Origin of the sequence: Pseudotabrizicola algicola, from assembly GCF_010915705.1 — a bacterium.
GTDB lineage: Bacteria > Pseudomonadota > Alphaproteobacteria > Rhodobacterales > Rhodobacteraceae > Pseudotabrizicola > Pseudotabrizicola algicola.
The window spans coordinates 42,252-62,245 of the sequence record NZ_JAAIKE010000012.1 but is presented as its reverse complement, the minus strand read 5'-3'; the positions used below and the strand labels follow the sequence as shown (position 1 = coordinate 62,245).

At 65.9% G+C, this 19,994-nt stretch carries 18 protein-coding genes and 1 tRNA gene; 7 read left to right on the top strand and 12 right to left on the bottom strand.

Going from position 1 to position 19,994, the window contains the following annotated elements; translation table 11 throughout:
• Nucleotides 1–318 (bottom strand): CoA transferase subunit A (locus G3572_RS20230; RefSeq protein WP_164615265.1); only part of this gene is annotated, 318 nt, incomplete at its 3' end.
• A 173-nt stretch (nt 319–491) separates the two neighbouring features.
• Here G3572_RS20230 and G3572_RS20225 point away from each other — a divergent pair.
• Nucleotides 492–577: transfer RNA gene (locus tag G3572_RS20225), tRNA-Leu, on the top strand.
• 20 nt (nt 578–597) lie between these two features.
• Here the strand turns inward: G3572_RS20225 and G3572_RS20220 are convergent.
• Nucleotides 598–1,062 carry an Lrp/AsnC family transcriptional regulator gene (locus tag G3572_RS20220; protein WP_164615263.1) on the bottom strand — a complete coding sequence of 155 codons (465 nt, stop codon included), beginning with the start codon at nt 1,060–1,062 and terminating at the stop codon, nt 598–600.
• 102 nt (nt 1,063–1,164) lie between these two features.
• Here G3572_RS20220 and putA point away from each other — a divergent pair, with 102 nt between their 5' ends.
• The gene (gene putA, locus G3572_RS20215) at nt 1,165–4,641 is read left to right on the top strand and encodes a bifunctional proline dehydrogenase/L-glutamate gamma-semialdehyde dehydrogenase PutA (protein ID WP_164615261.1); all 3,477 of its coding nucleotides are present in this window, start codon (nt 1,165–1,167) and stop codon (nt 4,639–4,641) included.
• A 289-nt stretch (nt 4,642–4,930) separates the two neighbouring features.
• Complete coding sequence (locus G3572_RS20210) at nt 4,931–5,677, top strand: rhomboid family intramembrane serine protease (protein WP_164615259.1); 747 nt, start codon at nt 4,931–4,933, stop codon at nt 5,675–5,677.
• Nucleotides 5,678–5,695: 18 nt separating this feature from the next.
• On the opposite strand, the gene G3572_RS20205 is transcribed toward G3572_RS20210, so the two are convergent.
• Entirely contained in the window at nt 5,696–6,490 is a 795-nt protein-coding gene (locus G3572_RS20205) for an inositol monophosphatase family protein (protein WP_164615257.1), read from the bottom strand.
• A 211-nt stretch (nt 6,491–6,701) separates the two neighbouring features.
• A complete protein-coding gene (locus G3572_RS20200; protein WP_164615255.1) occupies nt 6,702–7,607 on the bottom strand; it encodes a LysR family transcriptional regulator in 906 nt (301 codons plus the stop codon).
• An 87-nt stretch (nt 7,608–7,694) separates the two neighbouring features.
• On the opposite strand from G3572_RS20200, the gene metF reads away from it, so the two are divergent.
• From metF to G3572_RS20180, 4 genes are all read left to right on the top strand, one after another.
• Nucleotides 7,695–8,561 carry a methylenetetrahydrofolate reductase [NAD(P)H] gene (gene metF / locus G3572_RS20195; protein WP_164615253.1) on the top strand — a complete coding sequence of 289 codons (867 nt, stop codon included), beginning with the start codon at nt 7,695–7,697 and terminating at the stop codon, nt 8,559–8,561.
• 202 nt (nt 8,562–8,763) lie between these two features.
• On the top strand, nt 8,764–9,204 hold the full coding sequence (gene aroQ, locus G3572_RS20190) for a type II 3-dehydroquinate dehydratase (RefSeq protein ID WP_164615251.1): 441 nt from the start codon (nt 8,764–8,766) through the stop codon (nt 9,202–9,204).
• 146 nt (nt 9,205–9,350) lie between these two features.
• Nucleotides 9,351–10,457 carry a class I adenylate-forming enzyme family protein gene (locus G3572_RS20185; RefSeq protein ID WP_164615249.1) on the top strand — a complete coding sequence of 369 codons (1,107 nt, stop codon included), beginning with the start codon at nt 9,351–9,353 and terminating at the stop codon, nt 10,455–10,457.
• Nucleotides 10,448–11,527 carry a thiolase family protein gene (locus tag G3572_RS20180; protein WP_164615248.1) on the top strand — a complete coding sequence of 360 codons (1,080 nt, stop codon included), beginning with the start codon at nt 10,448–10,450 and terminating at the stop codon, nt 11,525–11,527. The genes G3572_RS20185 and G3572_RS20180 overlap by 10 nt, the downstream gene beginning before the upstream one ends.
• Before the next feature lie 25 nt (nt 11,528–11,552).
• Here G3572_RS20180 and G3572_RS20175 read toward each other — a convergent pair whose 3' ends face one another.
• From G3572_RS20175 to G3572_RS20140, 8 genes are all read right to left on the bottom strand, one after another.
• Complete coding sequence (locus tag G3572_RS20175) at nt 11,553–12,095, bottom strand: biotin transporter BioY (protein WP_164615246.1); 543 nt, start codon at nt 12,093–12,095, stop codon at nt 11,553–11,555.
• 72 nt (nt 12,096–12,167) lie between these two features.
• Nucleotides 12,168–12,764, bottom strand: coding sequence for an energy-coupling factor transporter transmembrane component T family protein (locus G3572_RS20170; RefSeq protein ID WP_164615245.1), 597 nt, complete (start codon nt 12,762–12,764; stop codon nt 12,168–12,170).
• Complete coding sequence (locus tag G3572_RS20165; RefSeq protein ID WP_164615243.1) at nt 12,739–13,482, bottom strand: energy-coupling factor ABC transporter ATP-binding protein; 744 nt, start codon at nt 13,480–13,482, stop codon at nt 12,739–12,741. The genes G3572_RS20170 and G3572_RS20165 overlap by 26 nt, the downstream gene beginning before the upstream one ends.
• 155 nt (nt 13,483–13,637) lie before the next feature.
• On the bottom strand, nt 13,638–13,895 hold the full coding sequence (locus G3572_RS20160; protein ID WP_164615242.1) for a YMGG-like glycine zipper-containing protein: 258 nt from the start codon (nt 13,893–13,895) through the stop codon (nt 13,638–13,640).
• Between the two features lie 183 nt (nt 13,896–14,078).
• The gene (locus G3572_RS20155) at nt 14,079–14,417 is read right to left on the bottom strand and encodes an Hpt domain-containing protein (RefSeq protein WP_164615241.1); all 339 of its coding nucleotides are present in this window, start codon (nt 14,415–14,417) and stop codon (nt 14,079–14,081) included.
• Between the two features lie 31 nt (nt 14,418–14,448).
• Nucleotides 14,449–15,396 carry a response regulator gene (locus G3572_RS20150; RefSeq protein ID WP_164615240.1) on the bottom strand — a complete coding sequence of 316 codons (948 nt, stop codon included), beginning with the start codon at nt 15,394–15,396 and terminating at the stop codon, nt 14,449–14,451.
• Nucleotides 15,397–15,490: 94 nt separating this feature from the next.
• Nucleotides 15,491–15,898, bottom strand: a complete 408-nt coding sequence (locus G3572_RS20145; RefSeq protein WP_164615239.1) for a response regulator — start codon at nt 15,896–15,898, stop codon at nt 15,491–15,493.
• Nucleotides 15,899–16,101: 203 nt separating this feature from the next.
• Nucleotides 16,102–19,983, bottom strand: a complete 3,882-nt coding sequence (locus G3572_RS20140) for a PAS domain-containing hybrid sensor histidine kinase/response regulator (protein ID WP_164615238.1) — start codon at nt 19,981–19,983, stop codon at nt 16,102–16,104.
• Between the last annotated feature and the right edge of the window lie 11 nt (nt 19,984–19,994).

Genomic DNA, 19,994 nt, shown 5'->3' with positions numbered 1-19,994 from the left:
TTCGGCCAGCGTGCCCTGGGGGTTGAATTCCAGCTCCAGCTCGCCGCTCAGATACTGGCGCATGAATTCGGCGTTCTCGCCCACGTAGGAGGAGATCATCTTCCTGACCTGCCGGGTTTCCAGGAGAACCCCGAGGCCGAACCCGTCAACGCCCGCGTTGTTGGAGGCGACGGTGAGGTTCCTGGTGCCAGCGTCGCGGATCGCGGCGATCAGGAGTTCGGGGATACCGCAGAGGCCAAACCCCCCGCTGGCGATGAGCATGCCATCAAACAGCACCCCATCAAGCGCCGCTGCCGCATTCGGATAGACCTTGTTCATGACGACCTTTCCCGCAAAACCGTTGCAATCATAAAGCGGGGGAAGCGGTGCGCTGTCAATTGCCGCAGAGCAGCATCGCTGCTGCATCGCGCGAAAGCGCGGGCGGTCAAGGGCAGGAATATGCGCGGGCCCCCTTTTCCCCGCCGCGCGCATCGCTATGCTGGGCGGGCGCTGCCCGCGTGGTGAAATGGTAGACACATGAGACTTAAAATCTCCCGATCGCAAGGTCGTGCCGGTTCAAGTCCGGCCGCGGGCACCACGGTTTCCTGAGGGGCGAGGCTAGATCGGCCCTTCCTTCACCGATTCCATCGCCACATGGGTGGAGGTGCTGGTGACATGGGGCAAGGCCGAGATGCGTTCGGCCAGCACGCGGCGATAGGCCTGAATGTCGGCGGTGCGCACCTTGAGCAGGTAGTCGAAGCGGCTGGCGATCATGTGGCATTGCTCGATTTCCGGCACGGCTTGCACCGCCTTGTTGAAGGCCTGCAGCGCGGCTTCGCGGGTGTCGGACAGCTTTACCTCGACAAAGGCGACATGGGCCTGACCCATCTTTATCGGGTCAAGTCCGGCGCGATAGGCGGTGATGACGCCCAGTTCCTCGAGGCGTTTCATGCGGGCCTGGGTGGGGCTTTTCGACAGGCCGATGCGGCGGGCGAGTTCCACCGCGCTGATGCGGCCATCTGTCGAGAGGACGCGCAGGATGGCGTGATCGAAACGGTCCAGTTCGGGCAGGGCAGAAGACATGGGATTTGGCCTGATTTGCGGGCGAAATGGCTGCGTAAGCCAGTATAATCGGGCGAACAGCCTTTGGATAGCGCGGTATCATGGGCCAAACAGGAGAGCCAGATGCCGCGCGACGCCCACGAATCCCCCCTTGCCATCATCCGCAACGAGGCGCTGCGCGACGAGGCGGCGCTGGTACAGGCGCTGATTGCCGAGGCGGCCTTGCCGGAGGCCGAACGGGCGGCGATCTCGGCGGCAGGGGCCGATCTGGTGACCCGCATCCGCAAGAGCGCCAAGCCGGGGCTGATGGAGGTGTTTCTGGCCGAATACGGACTTTCGACCGATGAGGGCATCGCGCTGATGTGTCTGGCCGAGGCGTTGCTGCGGGTGCCGGATGCCGAGACGATGGATGCCCTGATCGAGGACAAGATCGCGCCGAGCGATTGGGGGCGGCATCTGGGGCGGTCGGCGTCGTCGCTGGTCAATGCCTCGACATGGGCCTTGATGCTGACCGGCAAGGTGCTGGATGACCGCGAACCGGGGGTGGCGGGGCATCTGCGGGCGGCGGTCAAGCGGCTGGGCGAGCCGGTGATCCGCCGCGCGGTGGCGCAGGCGATGAAGGAGATGGGCCGCAACTTCGTTCTGGGCGAGACGATCGAGCGCGCGATGGACCGCGCCCGCAATCTGGAGGCGAAGGGCTATACCTACAGCTATGACATGCTGGGCGAGGCGGCGCGCACCGAGGCCGATGCGCGGCGCTATCACCTTGCCTATACGCGGGCGATCACCGCGATTGCGGCGGCGGCCAAGGGCAATGACATTCGGGCCAATCCGGGAATTTCGGTGAAGCTGTCGGCGTTGCACCCGCGCTATGAGGTGGCCAAGCGCGACCGCGTGATGGCCGAACTGGTGCCGCGCGTGCGCGCGCTGGCGGGGCTGGCGCGGGCGGCGGGGATCGGCTTCAACATCGACGCCGAGGAGGCCGACCGGCTGGAGTTGTCGCTCGAGGTGATCGAGGCGGTGCTGTCGGATGCCTCGCTGGCCGGATGGGACGGGTTCGGCGTGGTGGTGCAGGCCTACGGGCGGCGCGCGGGGGCGGTGATCGACTGGCTGCATGATCTGGCCGAGCGGCTGGACCGCAAGATCATGGTGCGGCTGGTCAAGGGTGCCTATTGGGATGCCGAGGTGAAGCGGGCGCAGGTGCTGGGGCTGGAGAGTTTCCCGGTGTTCACACGCAAGGAGGCGACGGATGTCTCCTACATCGCCAATGCGCGCAAGCTGCTTGGGTTGGCGGGCCGGATCTACCCGCAGTTTGCCACCCACAACGCCCATACGGTCGCGGCGGTGCTGCATATGGCGGGCGAGATGGGCGTGGATGCGATGGCCTTCGAGTTCCAGCGCCTGCACGGGATGGGTGAGCGGCTGCATGACATCGTGCTGTCGGACCGTGGCACCCGCTGCCGGATTTACGCGCCGGTGGGGGCGCATCGCGACCTGCTGGCCTATCTGGTGCGGCGCTTGCTGGAAAACGGCGCCAACAGCAGTTTTGTCAACCAGATCGTCGACGAGGACGTGCCGCCCGCGCGGGTGGCGGCCTGCCCGCTGACGGCTGTCGAGGGGGGGTTGGGCGTGCCCAACAAGGCGCTGCTGACGGGGCCGGAGTTGTTCGGCGCGCGGCGCAATGCCTGCGGGTTTGACCTGACGGCTGCCCCCGATCTGGAGAAGATTGCGGCGGCGCGTGCGCCTTTTGCCGAGACGGTGTTCGAGGCGGCGCCGATGCTGGCAGGCCGCGCGGCGGGCGGTCTGCGCCGCGAGGTTACGAACCCCGCGACGGGCGCGCGGGTGGGCTTTGTCACCGAGGCGGGCGCCCCCGATATCGACACCGCCCTGCGGCTGGCCGAGCCCTGGGCGGCAGAGCGCCAGGCACGGGCAGAGGTGCTGCGCCGGGCGGCCGATCTTTACGAGGCCGAGTTCGGCGCGATCTTCGCGCTGCTGGCGCGCGAGGCGGGCAAGACGCAGGCCGATGCGGTGTCGGAACTGCGCGAGGCGGTGGATTTCCTGCGCTATTACGCCGACGGTGCCGGGGCGCTGCGCCACCCCTGCCGGGGGATCTTTGCCTGCATCAGCCCGTGGAACTTCCCTCTGGCCATCTTCACCGGACAGATCGCGGCGGCGCTGGCGGCGGGCAATGCGGTGCTGGCCAAACCGGCAGAGCAGACGCCGCTGATTGCGGCTTTTGCCGTGGGGTTGCTGCATCGGGCGGGGGTGCCGGTCTCGGCCCTGCAACTCTTGCCGGGCGATGGCGCAGTCGGGGCTGCACTGACGCGCGATGCGCGGGTGGCGGGAGTGGCCTTTACCGGCGGCACCGATACGGCGCTGAAGATCCGGGCGAGCATGGCCGAGCATCTGGACCCGGGCGCGCCGCTGATCGCCGAGACCGGGGGGCTTAACGCGATGGTGGTGGACAGCACCGCGCTGCCCGAACAGGCGGTGCGCGACATCCTTGCCTCGAGCTTCCAGTCGGCGGGGCAGCGCTGCTCGGCGCTGCGGTGCCTCTATGTGCAGGAGGATATCGCCGAGACGGTGCTGGAGATGCTGTTCGGCGCGATGGACGATCTGGCGCTGGGGGATCCGTGGCATCTGGCCACCGATGTGGGGCCGGTGATCGATGCCGAGGCACAGGCGGGCATCGCCGGTTATGTGGCGCAGGCCCGCGCCGAGGGGCGGGTGCTGAAGGAACTGTCCGCTCCGGCAGGGGGGCATTTCGTGGCGCCTGTGGTGATCAAGGTGCCGGGGATCGAAGCGATGCCGCGCGAGATCTTCGGCCCGGTGCTGCATGTGGCCACGTTCCGCGCCGTCGATCTGGACCGGGTGATCGCGGCGGTGAACGCCACCGGATACGGGCTGACCTTTGGCCTGCACACGCGGATCGATGACCGCGTGCAGCAGGTGGTGGCGGCGATGCGGGTTGGCAATATCTATGTGAACCGCAACCAGATCGGGGCGGTGGTGGGCAGCCAGCCCTTCGGCGGCGAGGGCCTGTCGGGAACGGGGCCAAAGGCGGGCGGACCGCAGTATCTGCTGCGTTTCTGCAAGCCGCCGCGGCCTGCCGCTGATGACGGCCATCGCAACGCGGATGGCGCGCGGGCGCTGGAACCGGCAGCGCGCCCCCTGCGCGAGGCGCTGCGGATGGTGCAGGCGGTGCCGGAGCCGGTCACGGTTGATCTGCCCGGTCCGACGGGCGAATCCAACAGGCTGACCACTCTGGCCCGTGCGCCCGTCCTGTGCCTTGGCCCCGGCCCTGCGCAGGCGATGGTGCAGGCGGTGGCCGTTCGCGCCTTGGGCGGGGTGGCGGTCGAGGTGCCAGACCTCGCCCCCGAGGCGCTCGGCGAGGAGACGGGATTTGCCGCGGCGATCTGGTGGGGCGAGACGGCCCGCGCCCGCGCCTATGCCAGCGCGCTGTCCCGCCGGGCGGGGCCGATCCTGCCGCTCATTACCGACATGCCCGACAAGGCCCATGTCACATTCGAGCGTCACACCTGCATTGACACCACTGCCTCGGGCGGCAATGCACAGCTTCTGGCCGAAGCAGCGGCCTGAACGTGATCTGAAGGCGCGGCTGCGCCGCATTGTTTTTTGTCTCGTCGCGCGGCTGCGCCGCGTCTCCTCGGGGCGGGCGCTCCGCGCGGGGAGTATTTGGGAAAGCAGCAAGACAAGGCGTGTTTGCATTGCTGCTTTTGAAATACTCCGGGGGGAGCGCGCAGCGCGGGGGGCTGGCCCCCCTTCTTGCTGCGTTTGCCGTTGCACCTGCGCCGGAGGGGCGCACGCGGGTCTGCCCCGGTGGCACCGGCACTTGACGGCGCGGAGGGGATCGGAAAAGCTGGCGCCCATGTTTCCCATTCGTGATCACAACCCGTCGGGGCGTTGGCCCTTTGTCACCTGGCTGCTCATTGGCGCGAATGTGGCGGTTTTCCTGGTGTTCAACCTGATGATGGATGATCGCCAGCTCGGGCGTTTTTTCTACGAATGGGGTTTTGTGCCGGGCTTTGTTTCGGAAGGCGTCGGCTTGCAGGGGATCGTCAGTCACATGTTCCTGCATGGCGGGTGGATGCATCTGCTTGGCAATATGCTGTTTCTCTTCATCTTCGGAGACAACATGGAAGACGAGATGGGGCATTCCGGTTTTGCCCTTTTCTATCTTGCGGCGGGGCTGGCGGCGGTTGCGTTGCAATATGCGGCCGATCCCGCGTCGGAGATTCCGATGGTGGGGGCTTCGGGGGCGATTGCCGGGGTGATGGGAGGCTATCTGCTGCTGTTTCCGAAAGCGCGGGTGGATGTTCTGATCATCATCGTGATCTTCTTCCGGATTTTCCCGATCCCCGCCTGGATTGTTCTGGGGCTGTGGTTTGCCCTGCAGCTGTTCAACGGCGCGGTCACGCCGACCGACGGGGGCGGGGTGGCGTATTGGGCGCATACCGGCGGATTTGTCGCCGGAGTTGCGTTGACGCTGCCGCTGTGGGTGCGGCTGGGCGGTTTTGGCTTCTGGAACCGCACCAAGGGCGCGCCGCCGCATCCGGAGGCGCGCTATGACCTTGTGCGCTCGCGGGTGCCGCAGGTGCCGCGGCGGCCCCGATAGGCCGCTCGCGGGGCTGGATCAGCCGTCGTTGCGGATGATCTTGCGGAAGGATTCGAACAGGGCTTCGTTGCCCGCGATCAGGCTGCCGTCTTCCAGCGGGTCCTGGGTGTCGCGGATGCCGGAGACCATGCCGCCGGCCTCTTTCACCAGCAGGATGCCCGCTGCCACATCCCATGCGTTGAGTTCACGTTCCCAATAGCCATCGTAGCGGCCTGCGGCGACATAGGCGAGGTCGAGCGCAGCCGCGCCCCAGCGGCGCACACCTGCGCAGGCGGGCATCAGGCGGGCGAGGTCTTGCAGCGTGGCGGGCAGGGTTTTCCTTGCGCCGAAGGGCACGCCGGTGGCAAAGACCGCCTCGGACATCGCGCGGCGGCCCGAGACGCGGATGCGGCGGCTGTCGTTCAGCCAGGCGCCCGAGCCTTTTTCGGCCCAGAACATTTCGTCCTTGGCGGCGTCATAGACCACCGCCGAGACGATTTCGCCCTTGTGTTCCAGCGCGATCGACACGGCCCAATGCGGCATGCCGTGCAAGAAGTTGGTGGTTCCGTCGAGGGGATCGACGATCCAGCGGCGGGTGGGGTCGGCCCCTGCGGCGGCGCCGGTTTCCTCGCCGAGCCAGCCATAGGTGGGGCGGGCGCCCATCAGGTCTTCGCGGATCATGCGTTCCGCTTCGCGGTCGGCCTTGGTGACAAAGTCGCCGGGACCCTTGGCCGAGACCTGAAGGTTTTCCACTTCGCGGAAGTCTTTCACCAGAGAGCGGCCAGCGCGGCGCGCAGCCTTGATCATCAGGTTGAGGTTGGCGCTGCCTTGCATCGTGAAAACTCCGTTCCGCGTCAGCGCACGCGTATAGGGCGGACGGGCGCACAAGGGAAGGGGGCATGGGGATTTCGCGCCGTCATGGCGGGATTCGCGCGCGTCAGCGCGGGCGGCGGCGTCGGGTTGCGCCTTGTGGCCTTGACGGCCGGCTTTGCATGGCCCGCCGTTCCGCCTGCCTTTTGCCGTTTGCCTGCCGCTGTGCGCGCGGTCAGCCGCGTTGCAGTTTGACAGGTTCGGACCGGCACAGGCGCAGGAAGTGCGCCATGAAGGGTTTTGCGGCGTCTTCTTCGCGGGTCGCGGCGAAGAGGCGTTTGGTCACGGTTTCGGGGCCGAGGGGGCGGGTGATGTAATCGGCATTGGTCTTGATGTCGCGCAGCACCCAGTCGGGCAACACCGCGACACCGCGGTTGGAGCCGACCAGCATCAGGATCACGGCGGTCAGTTCCACCGGACGCTGCCCGCGCGGTTCGACCTTGGCGGGGGTGAGCAGTTCGGTGAAGACATCGAGTTTGTCGCGGCCGACAGGGTAGGTGATGAGCACCTGATCGCGGAAGTCCTCGGCTGTGATGACCTCCTTGGTGGCCAGCGGGTTTTGCGCGGAGGCAAGGAAAACCGGGTGGTAGTCGAAGAGCGGGTTGTAGGTGAGGCCCGGCAGCGGTTCGGGGTTGGAGGTGATGACCAGATCGACCTCTTCGCGCAAGAGGGCCGGAAAGCTGTCGAAGGCGAGGCCGGCGCGGATGTCGACATCGACCTCGGGCCAGGCCTGCCGGAAAAGCTCCAGCACCGGGAACAGCCAGTCAAAGCAGGCATGGCACTGGATGGCGATGTGCAGCCGCCCCGTCTTGCCCGAGCGCAGGGCGCGGAATTCTTCCTCCATCAGCTCGATTTCCGGCAGGATACGGTCGGCGGCGCGCAGCATGCGGATGCCTGCCGCCGAGAGGCGCATGGGTTTGGAGCGGCGCACGAAAAGCTCCATCCCCGCCTGATCTTCCAGATTGGCGACCTGATGCGACAGCGCCGATTGCGTCATGTTGAGCAGGTCGGCGGCGCGGGCAAGGCCGCCCGCCTGATGAATCGCTCGGATGGTGCGCAGGTGGCGGAGTTCGATATACATGAGGTTTACCACAAGATCATCGTGAAGTTTATGAATTTGTCTCACATCGCCGAATCTGCGACAAGGGGGCATCAAAAGGAGACGACCATGGCAACGCCGCGCATTTCGTTCGAGTTCTTCCCGCCCCAGACGCTGGATGCGTCCTTCCGTCTTTGGGAAACCGTGCAGGCGCTGGCCCCGATGCAGCCGGAGTTTGTCTCGGTCACCTATGGGGCGGGCGGCACCACCCGCAAGCTGACCCATGAGGCAGTGACGGCGATCGGCAAGAATTACGGGCTGAACGTGGCGGCGCATCTGACCTGCGTCGATGCGACGAAGGCGGAGACGCTGGAGATTGCGGCAGCCTATGCCGAGGCGGGCGTGACCGAGATCGTTGCGCTGCGCGGCGATGCGCCCAAGGGGGCGGAGCGGTTTACCGCGCATCCTGACGGCTTTGCCTCGTCGGTGGAGTTGATCGAGGCGCTGGCGGCGACGGGCAGGTTCACGCTGCGCGTCGGGGCCTATCCCGAGCCGCACCCGGATGCTGCCGATACGCTGGCCGATGTGCGCTGGCTCAAGCGCAAGATCGATGCCGGTGCGTCGAGTGCGATCACGCAGTTCTTCTTCGATGCCGATACGTTTTTCCGCTTCCGCGATCTGTGCGTGAAAGAGGGCATCACCGCGCCGATCATACCGGGCATTTTGCCGATCACCAGCTGGGCGGGGGCGAAGAAATTTGCGCAGCGCTGCGGATCGCATGTGCCGGCGCGGCTGGACGAGGCCTTTACCACCGCCGCGCGTGACGGGCGCGAGGAGCTTTATGCCTTGGCGCATTGCACCCAGCTTTGCGACAGGCTGCTGGAGGGTGGGGTGCAGGATTTGCACTTCTACACGCTGAACCGTCCGCACCTGACGCGTGAAGTGGTGCGCGCGCTGGGCATCCAGCCCGAGGTGGTGCTGGAGAAAGTTGCCTGACATCAGGCTGATGGCGTCTCCCTGAGGCCCTTGCCCCGCGTGGCTCGGGCCTCTTTTTTTGCCCGGGGGGCTCTTCCAGCCTGACGGCTGTCATCGCTGGCGAAGAGGGCCATCAGGCCCGATGAGCGCTGGGCGGATGCAAAAGCCGGTTTCCTGCCGCGCGCGCTGTGGATAGCATGGCGCGAGTTGCGAAGAGGATATCATGGCAAAGCCCATCTACATTCTGAACGGTCCCAACCTGAACCTGCTGGGACTGCGCCAGCCCGAGATTTACGGGCGTGAAACGCTGGACGATGTGGCGGCATCCTGTGCCGCGCTGGCGGGCGATCTGGGCTTGGGGCTGCGCTTTTACCAGTCGAACCATGAAGGGGTTCTGATCGACTGGATCCATGAGGCCCGTGCGGAAGCGGCGGGGGTCATCATCAACCCCGGTGCGTTCACCCATACGTCGGTGGCGATTCTGGATGCGCTGAACGCCTTTGAAGGGCCGGTGCTGGAGGTCCACATCTCGAATGTGCACAAGCGCGAGACGTTCCGGCATCATTCCTATGTGTCGCTGCGGGCCGAGGGAGTGATCGCGGGATTTGGCACCGAGGGCTATCTGCTGGCGCTGCGGCGGATGCGGACGCTGGTCGGGTCCTGAGCGCGGTCGCGGGCGGGGCGCGGCGGATGCCTCCGGCGGGAGTATTTGGGAAAGCTGCAAGGGAGGGGTTTGCGCCCCATCCGGCGGCGCGTCTGGTCGGACCCGAGGGCGATGTTTTGCCGCTTGCGGGGCCGTTTGCGCCCGTGATGCCGGATCGGCCCGGGGGGGCGGCGCTTGCGTCGGTCTTGGCCGGGGCGGGGGCCGGGTTCAGGATTGGTGGCGAGGGCCCGCTGGAGGCGGGGTTCGGCTGTTTCGAGACGCTGACCGGCGGGTCTCTGGGCGGGGCGCGGCGGGTGCTGCGACGGCAGGCGACCTGGCTTGCGAGCTTTGCGGTCAACGCGGGGCTGTTTGGCATTGGGCCGGGGGTGCGGGTGGCGGTGCCGGGGCGGCTGTCGCAATCGCTGGCGCTTTATGCGGCGCTGGAGGGGCTGGCGCTGGGGGCGGAGGTGCATCTGCTGGATGGTTTGCGTCCCGACCGGATGGCGGCGGCGGTGGCGGCGCGGGGCATCGGGGTGATCTATGCCACGCCGGTGCATCTGGCGCAGATGGTCGCCTGCGGGCTGGACTGGCCCGCCTTGCGGCTGGTGCTGGTGGGCGGGGCCAAGCTGGAGGCGGGTTTGCGCGCGCGTTTGGCCGCGCTGGCACCTGCCGCCGTGGTGCGCGAGTTTTACGGCGCGGCGGAGGCGAGTTTCATCACGCTGGCGGGGCCTCAGGATGGGCCGGAGACGGTGGGCAGGCCCTATCCGGGGGTGGAGCTGCGCCTGTGCGATGCGGGCGGGGCCGAGGTGCCGCAGGGGGCGGAGGGGGAGGTCTGGGTGCGCAGCCCCTATCTGTTTGAGCGTTATGCCGGAGATGATGCCGGTGCCGCGCGCTGGCGGGACGGGTGGCTGAGCGTGGGAGAGATCGGGAGCATGACCGCTGCGGGGCTTGTCTTGCGCGGGCGGGCCGGGCGCATGGTGACGATTGCCGGGCAGAATGTGTTTCCCGAGGAGATCGAGCGCTTTGCCGCCAGCTTGCCGGGGGTCGCGCGGGTGGCCGTCTTGCCACGGGTGGACGGGCGGCGGGGCCATGTGCTCTGGGCGGTCATCATGGGCGAGCGAAGCCATGAAGCGGCGATTGTCGCGGCGATGCGGGCGCGCCTTGGGGCGATGGCCGCGCCGCGCGGCGTGATCTGGCGGGAGGACTGGCCGGTGCTGGCTTCGGGCAAGACCGATCTGGCCCGTTTGCAGGCCGAGGTGGACGCATGGCGGTGATTCTGTCGGCGCGACGGACGGCGGTGGTGCCGAAGGGCGGCGCCTTTGCACGGTTCTCGCTCGAGGAGCTGGCAGTGCCTGTGCTGCACGCCTGTCTGGCGGATGCGGGCATCGCGGCTGTGGACGAGGTGATTTGCGCCAATGCGATCGGGCCGGGGGGCAATCCGGCGCGGCGCGTCGCGCTGGCGGCGGGTCTGGCCGAGCGGGTGGCGGGGCTGACGATTGACCGGCAATGCGCGGGGGGTCTGGATGCGCTGCGGCTGGCGGCGGCGCTGGTCGATTCGGGGGCGGCCGATATTGTGCTGGCGGGAGGGGTGGAGAGTTTCTCGCGCCGGCCGCTGCGATTTTTGACCGACCCCGATGGCGGTGCGCCGGTAGCTTATGATGAGGCGCCCTTCACGCCTTGGCCTGCGCGCAATCCGCGCATGGCGGAGGCGGCTGCGGGTCTGGCGGAGAGCCGCGGCTATGACCGCGCGGCGCAAGAGGCTTGGGCCATACAAAGCCATGCCAAGGCCTTGGCGGTGTTGGCATGGCCCGAGGTCGTGTCGCTGGCGGGCGTGGCGCGCGACCCGTTTGCGCGTGGGCTGACGCCGCGCCTGCTGGCGCGCGCGCCTGTGGTTGCGGGAAGCGTGACGCGCGCCACGGCGGCGGTGGCGGCAGACGGGGCGGCGTTTTGTCTGGTTGCGGCGGATCGGTTCGCAAGGCCGGGGGCGTTGCACATCCTTGGGGCGCGCACGCTGGGCGCGGACCCCGAGCAGCCGGGGCTGGCCCCCGTGCCTGCGGGCTTGGCGCTGTTTGAAGACCTTGGCGTTGCCGCGCCCGATATTGCGCAGGCCGAGGTGATGGAGGCCTATGCGGCGCAGGCGATGGCCTGTGTGGAGGGCTTGGGGCTGGACCTTGCGCGGGTCAACACGGGGGGCGGCGCCCTGGCGCGGGGGCACCCCATCGGAGCCTCGGGGGCGATCCTTGCCGTGCGGCTGTTTCACAGCCTCGGGGACGGGGTGGGACTCGCCGCCATCGCCTCGGCGGGCGGTATCGGCAGCGCGCTGGCGGTCGAGCGCCAGCGCTAGGGAATGCGGGGGTGCCGCAGGGGCTTCAGGCCCGTGCCAGCAGGGCGGCGGGGCGCGCGCGCGCGATGGCCTGTGTCACCAGCCCCGCCACGACCGCCTTGATGACGTCGCCGGGCAGGAAGGCCAGCCCCAGCAGCGCGGCTTCGGACATCGTCTTGTCCAGCACGATGGCCATGCCGGTGATGCCAAAGACATAGAGCACTCCGATGCCGCCGATGACGGCGCCCGCCGCGGCGGCCCAGAAGGCGGGGAGTGTGGTGCGTTCCATCACCCAGCCCGCCACGAAGGCCGCGACCGGGAAGCCGATGAGGAAACCCGCAGAGGGGCCGACAAAGACGCCCAGACCGCCGCGCCCGCCCGACAGGAGCGGCAGGCCAAGTGCCACCAGCAGAAGAAACAGCAGCACGGCAAGCGCCCCGCGTTTGGCCCCGAGAACGGTGCCGCACAGCATGATCCCGAGAGACTGCGCCGTGATCGGCACTCCGGCGGCCAGATCGACGCGCGGGACAAGTCCCAGAACCGCGATCAGGGCGGCAAACAGGGCGATGTGGGTAAGGCTGCGTTCCATCTTGTCCTCGGAGATATGGGGGAGGCTGCCGCGCGGGGTCTTGCTGTGCTGCGGCGCAGGGTCGCGCTGTGTCTAGCCTGCACCACCGCGTGCGCGCAAGGCCTCGGCCGCAGTTTCGGCATCATCAAGGGCGGCGAGCGCGACCGGTGCGAAGAGCCGCCAGCGGGGCGCCTTGCCGGACCGGGCGCGCCATGCCTGTGCCAGTTGCGCCGCGCGTTCCGACAGGACGGGGATGAACCGGATCACCAGCGCGATGGCCAAGGCCAGCCGACGCGGCGGCAGGACAGGCGCAAGCGGGCGGGCCAGCCGTTCGAGCACTCCGATCATGTCGGAAAGGCGGGTTGTCATCGTCACCAGATTGGCGGCGGCGACGGCGGTGACCATGCGCATGATGATGGTGGCACCCGAGGCGGGGTCTTTCAGCCACAGGTGCCAGAGCGCGACCACCACCACGAAAGGCCAGAGCGGGCGCAACATGTGCAGTCCGTGCAGGCTAAAGCGGCGACCTGCGGCAAGATAGAGGCCCGCGACGACAAGAAGGGCCACGGACAGGACGAGCGGCGCGCTGACCCAGAAAAGCCCGAAGGTGAACACCGCCAGCGCGCCCAGTTTGTGGCCGGCGCGGAGCCGGTGCAGGGGGGTGTCAACCGGGGAGGTCAGCGTCAGCATCAAGGCCCCCCAGTCGGTGCATTTCGGATTCAAACTGCGGCAGGACCGCCGCTGGCGGACCATCGGCGGCCACGCGGCCAGCCTCGATCCAGATCACGCGGTCACTGCCCGCAAGGCTTGCCGGATCGTGGGTGATCGTGATGAGGCGTTGGGGCAGGGCAGCGAAGGCACGGGCGAGGCGGGCCTGGGTCGGCAGATCCAATCCGGCAAAGGGCTCGTCAAGCAGAATGGTGCGCGGCTGCATAAGCAGCACAGCTTGCAGGCAGAGCCAGTGCCGTTGTCCTTGCGAGAGGCTGGAGACGGGGACGCCCTGCCAATGGCTGCGACCATGTTCGGCCAAAAGCGCCCGAACCTGCGCCTGTGCCTGCGCTTTCGGCAGGCCCATCTGGATGAGCCCGAAGGCAAGTTCCTCATCCGCGGTGGGGAACAGGATCTGGTGATCGGGGTTCTGGAACAGGATGCCGATCTGGCCGAGCATCTCCTTGCGGGCGCGGGCAGGATCGAGCCCTGCGACGCGCACGCTGCCTGTCTCGGGGGCAATGAGGCCCGCGAGGAGGCGCAGAAGTGTGGATTTTCCGGACCCGTTGCGCCCGATGATCCCGATTCGCCGCTCTTGCAGCTGCAGCGTCAGATCATGCAGCACCCGTTTGCCGGACAACGCGGCGCAGGCCCCTTGCAGGACAAGAGCATCGCTGGCGGGTGCGGCGGGTTGGGTCATGCGGGGCGGCCTTTGTGCATGACCCGCTCTTATCGGCTGGGGCGCGGCCTGAAAAGCCCGCACAAGGGGGCAGGCGTGGCCCGTCAGCGTGGCGCGCGTATAGCAAAAGGCGCGCCCGGTTTCCCGGACGCGCCTTTGTGATCCGCCGGATCAGATCAGCAAGCGGCGATGAAGCGGTTGCCGTTCTGGTCGCGGTAGTAGCACTGACCGCGCTGCGGGGCGGGGCCAATCAGGGTCGAGGCGGCAACGCCCACTGCTGCGCCGATCAGAGCGCCGGTGGTGCGGTCTTCGCCGGAGGACAGTGCCGCGCCGACGGCAGCGCCGCCAAGACCGCCCAGAGCAGCGTTCTGGTCAGAGGTCTGGCAAGCGGCGAGCGACAGAGCCACGGCGGACAGGAGAGCGAATTTTTTCATGGGAAGGCCTCGTTTGTTGGCAGGTGTATTCGTTACATGCCCATACAACGCGTCAAAACGCGAAAAGGTTCCAGTCAGGAAAATGTGACTTGGCGGCTTCAGGCGCCTTTCCGCCTTTGCCGCTGCGTAACGCTCTGATCTGATTTAGGGACTTGGCCGCCCCCGCATCAAGGGCAAGGCCAGTCACACCGTGGTGACAAGCACCCGGTCAAGTTCCTGGTTCAGGTCATCGAGTGCGCGCAGCAGATGGCGCTTGAGTGCGGGGTCAAGATCGCGGGCAGGGGAGGCCGCGGCTTGGTGGCAAAGCGATTCTACCGTTTGCGCCTGCGCGCCAAGGCCGGGAAAGCCGAGGCTTGCGGCGGTGCCGGCAATCTTGTGCACGATTTTGCCGATCTCGCGGGCGGCATGTTTGGGATCGGTTCCGGCTTCGAGATTGCCGCGTTCGATTTCGATCTCGATCTGGCGGCTGGCCGTCAGATCGAGAAACTGCGGTATGATCGCCTGCGCCCACGACTCTGTCATGGTCTGCCCCGTGCTGGTTCCCACCAGCATCTTAGCCTGCCATATACTGCATGTGAAAGCCCGATTGCCCGCGCACAGAGGCGCGCGCGCGGCCCAGCATCGTCTTGACGGCCGAGGTCGAGAACAGGCCAGAATTGACCGTGGCCCCGATGCGCACTTCGAGCATCGGCAGGCCAAGGCTTTCATAGACGGCATCGAACACCATCAGTTCTGACGAAAGCTCCTGTTCCAGTTCCAGCATGTCGATCGGGTGTGTGCGATTGAGGATGCTGACAAACTCGGCGCTTCCGGCATAGGCGAGCAGGAAGTTCTGGCGCTTGAGGCAGGCGGCGATGGCTGATCCGACATCTTCCATGCAGTCCAGAAACTCCACCCGGTTCAGGCGGCGGAACAGCGCGGCCCCGCCCACAACCTGAAAGGCGAGCGCGGTATGGGCGTGCAGTTTCAGGCGGCTGAGCGTGAGCAGATGGTTTTCCAAGGCGAGATAGTCGATGAGAGAGCCGCATTTGGGCAGCGTCATCGGGTCTTCGAAGGCGAAGCCGAAGCTCTGGATATCGTCCATCGATTCCATTGCGAATTGAAGCGAACGGGCATGGGCATGCTCTTTCACCAGACGGTCAAGCATACCCAGACGCGCCTGCAATTCGATGCGGTTGATCGGCTTGGTCAGATAGTCGGTGGCACCGACCGCAAAGGCCTGATCGACGAACTCGCGCCCGTTCATGGTGGTGACCATCATGATGGGCGTGTCTTTGTGATGCGCCATCGCGCGGATGTGCTGGCAGGCCTCGATGCCATCCATGCCGGGCATCTGGATCTCGAGCAGGATCGCGTCGAAATGCTGTTTGGGGTCGGACAGGTAATTCAGGGCCTCTACCGCAGAAATTGCGCAGACAGGCGGTTGGTAGCCCAGATGGGTCATCATTTTGGTCAGAACAAAGTGAAATGCCGGATCATCGTCAACGGCCAAATATCTCATGCTGGCAGACATAATTACCACCCTCGGTTGCCTGAGCACAACCTAAGCTGGCATTTGCGGCATAAATGGGGCGCGAGGCAAAAATTTTGCCTGATTACTCGCAAGGCTGCCGGTTGAGCAGCCTCAGGACGGTAGAGCGGAACACCTCGCTCTGGATCGGCTTGGGAATGAGGACGTCTGCCTGATCGTGCGCGCGGTGGGTGACCGATGCATGTTGGGCATCGGCGGTGAACTGGATGATCGGCGTCGCAGTGTTGACGGTGCGCGCCGCCTTGAGGTGGCGGATCACCCGGTCGCCGGTGATGAGCGGCATCTGGCGGTCGAAGATCATCAGGTCGAACGGCTGCGAGATGGCCGCTTCCAGCGCCATCTTGCCATCGGAGGCAACCACGAGTTCGATAAAGGGGAAATCCGCAAGAAGATGACGAACAATCTGTTGATTGACTTCATCGTCTTCCGCCAGCAGCACGACTGCGGGCGAAGGACTGACATTCTGGGCCAACACTGAATCCCCCTCAAGACACACACTGACGCGAACATGACGTATGGATACGCCATAAGCTTAACGCAGAGCTAACTTATTTCATCAGAATGTGGCCGCACAAAGGACTAATCTGGGCGAGTGATGCCCAATTACACGGTTGAGAGTTGTCCATTTCCGTTTACACAATCTGGGGTTGTTTTTATACCGCTTTGGTTGTGCTGTCAGCGGGTGAGCAGGATAGAAATTGCGTGAAGCAGCTCTGCCTGCCGGAAAGGTTTGGGAACATGCGAATCAAATCCGGCCATGATGTATTCCGACACCTGATGCGACATCGCGTTGGCGGTCACCGCGATGGCCGGCACCTGTGAGCCTGCCAGATTGCTGTCACGGATCTGCTGGAGCGCGCCGGTGCCATCCAGAACCGGCATCGCGATATCGAGGATCAGCATGTCGAAGGGCGTTCCCGCCTCGGCCCGCTGACGCCAGGTATCCACCGCCTCGGCCCCGTTTACCGCCAGCACCAGTTCGGCCCCGGTGTCCTTGAGCATTTCGTTGATGACGATGCGGTTGGTTGCCGAATCGTCCGCGATGAGCAGGGACACCCCGTGAAGCGATTGCAGCACGGGCGTTTCGCCGCGCGCGGGTTCTGCGATGAGCGGCTCGCTCGTCTCCATCAGCGGGAGCGAGATGCGCACCCGCGTGCCTTGGCCGACGCGGCTGGTCACCGAGACGCTGCCGCCCATAAGCTCGACGAGGTTGCGCACGATGGGCATGCCCAGACCCGTGCCACCAAAGCGCCGCGTCGTGCCACCTTCGGCCTGTTCGAAATTGTCAAAGATACGGTCGACCTGTTCTGGCGACATGCCGATGCCGGTGTCGCTGACCTCGATCGTCAGCGGTTTGCCATCGCGGGCCGACATCACCAGAGAAACCGCGCCGCTTTCGGTGAACTTGATGGCATTGCTGAGCAGATTGTTTAGAATTTGCTGGATGCGGAACGGATCGCCGAGCCGCAAACGCTCTGCCCCCGAATTGGTGAGCACCTCGAAATCGAGGCCCTTTTCCTCGGCGCGCAGGCCGTGCAGCGGTTCGATCTGGCGGGCGATCTCGGCGGGGACGAAGGGGATCTGTTCGATCACCATCTTTCCGGCCTCGATCTTGGACATGTCGAGCACTTCGTTGAGCACATTCAGGAGCAATTCGCCGGAGCGGCGGATCGTGCCGATCATCTCTTTCTTGCGCGGGTCCTGAATGAGCCCGTCCAGCAGTTCGGCCATGCCCAGCACCCCGTTGAGCGGTGTGCGGATTTCATGGCTCATGTTCGCAAGGAATGTCGATTTCGATTGGCTCGCGGTTTTCGCTTCGACGAGCGCCTGTTCCAGCCGTGCGGCCTTGGTCAATTCTTCGGTGATGTCTACGAAAGAGGCGATCACCAACTTTTCGGCAGCCGTGGCATCAACCCCCTGATGCGGGACCGCGTTCACCGACAGGACGCGCCGCGTTCCATCGAGGCGGGTGATGGCAATCCGGATGTCTCTGACGATGGCGTTTTCGGCCAGCGCCCGCGATACCGGCAAATCCTCGACCGACATCTCGCTGCCATCGGGCGCGGTGATGCCCCAGACGGCATCGGCAAAGTTCATCCCTTCCAGCACGGTCCGGTCGCGGCCAAGGATGCGCTCCGCCTCGGCATTGGCATAGGTCAGCAGGCCCTGCGCGCTGACCACGACGATGGCGGAGATAGAGGTATCCATCACTTCGGTCAGGAAGGCTTGGTTGCTGAGCACGAGGTCCTCTAGCTTCTTGCGTTCTGTCACGTCGAGATGGATGCCGACGACAGCGTTATGCTTGCCGTCCTGCATCCGTTCGGTCACGGCAGAGCGTGACAGAATCCAAGCCCAAGTGCCATCCTTGCGGCGCATACGCAATTGATGCTCTCGCACGGGTTCGCGCCCGTCTGGCAGGGGGGCGAAATCATCATGCTCGGTCATGTCGAGGCGGGCCAGATCTTCGGGGTGCACGAGGGCGCGGAACATGGCATCCGAAGGCTCGCCCAATTCCTCGGGCGTGTAGCCCAGCATCTGGGCATAGCGGCCGCCAATGCGCAGCGCCCCCGTATCCACCCGCCAATCCCATGTGCCGACATCGGCGCTTTCGATGATCTGGGCGAGAGAGTCGCGCGCCTCGGCCAGCGAGCGGTGCGCCTCGTCGAGCGCATGCATCTGGCGGTGGCGTTCGGTTGTGTCGATGCGGACGGCGATGCGCCCCCCGTCGGGCGTGCGCAGGTCGACGCGGCGGATCCAGCGGTCATCCGCGCGCATCACCTCGTCGGTGTTGGGGTTGCGGTAGCGTTCCAGCTGTTCCTGAAACCATTCCTCCTCGCGGCCGAATGCCTCGGGAAACGCTTTCAGCTCTAACCCCATGCGCAGAAGGTCGACCTGAGCCACGCCGGGGACCAGATGGGGCGCGGCTTCGGGATACATGCGCTTATAGGCCGAATTGGCAAAGACCAGACGTTCGTTCGCATCCCAGATCAGGACGCCATCGGGCAGCGTTTCGATGGCGTCGTAAAGCTGCGCGCGCATCCGGTCGGCCTCGTCGGCGAGCTGGGCCATCTTGGCCTCACCCTCCTTTTGCGCGGTGACATCGGTTTCGATGGACACATAGCCGTTTACGTTGCCGTCGCGGTCATGCAGCGGCAGGATGTTGAAATCGATCCAATACCCCATGCCGTGACGGTCAAAGTTGATGGTGGCGCCGTGATAGGGCTGCTGTGTTTCGATTGCGCGGTCTACCTCGGCGGCATTGCGCGGATCACCGCGTCTGCCACGCACCACGTCGGCGAGGCGGCGCCCGATCACCTCGGGCAGGGTCCAGCCGGTGCGATGCTGCCACGCATTGTTGGCCCAGGTGATCTTCTGGTCCACATCGACAAGGACCACGAGGTTCGACATGTTCTCGACGACCCGGCCCAGCCGGCCCAGATCTTCGGATTTCTGCATGTCCTTGGTGACATCATGCACAACGAAAATCACCGTCGGCTGCTCGCCGGCGGCATGGGCCAGCTTGCGTGCGCCGGAGGTTTCATACCAGCGCATCCCCGCCGGCGAGTCGAGTTTGAAGCGCATGGGTGTGCTGCGCCCCGATTTCAGCGCTTCGGCCAGCGCCTTGCGGCTGCGCGCGGCCACATCTGGCGGCAGCACCTCTTCAAGGGTGCGGCCGGGAAGCGAGTCTCGCGCATCGCCCAGAAGTTCGGCAGGGCCTGCCATGAAGTCGGTGTAGCGCCCGTCTGCGGTGATTTCGAACACCAGATCCGGCAGCACATCGAGGACCGCCGACAGGCGCTGATAGGCCGAGATCGCCTGATGTTCCTGGTCGGACGGAAAGGGCCGTTCGGCGCTGACACCGGTATAGCCCAGAAACTGCCCCGTCCGGTCGCGCAGCGGTGTCGCATTGGTGCGGAGGGGCCGTTGGCTGCCATCGGGCAGGGTGATGGTGTGGAAAAGATCGCGGATCACGTTTTGCCGGGGCAGGCGGGCGCGAATGACAGACCAATCCGCACCGGCCCAATCCGCCTCGGCCAGAGGGGGGCCGTGCAGGCCGATGCCCGCGCCATCGGCCTTGGGCGGGGCCAGATGGGTGATCTGGCCCTGGCTGTCCATATCCCACAGCCAGGCCCCGGCCAATCCGGCAAGGTTGTTCAGCCGGTCCTGCTTGCGGCGCAGCAGCGTGTTTTCCAGCGCCAACCGCAAGAACGGGCCGAAGCGGGCCACATCGGCATCGGCTGCGGCAGGATTTGCCTGCGGCCCGAGATCAAGAAAAAGCGTGACGGGGCTGCCCTCAACCTCGCCCAGCGGGCGGGTGCGGTATTTGATCTTGTCGATCGGGGCGGCGGCCAAAGACTCCGAGAATTGCGCGAGACACCCCTCTGGCCAAGCCATCTGGAAACGTGCCGCTGCGTCATCCGCGCCCACCTGCACCATGCCCGCCGATGCGCCGCAGCGACGAATCAACCAGCACATCATGTCGTCCAGCGTGGCGCAGGCCGGAAAATCTTCAGTGTTTCTAAGCAGATCAGTGCCAAGCGCGGTCAATTTCGTCATTCTTTCGGTAA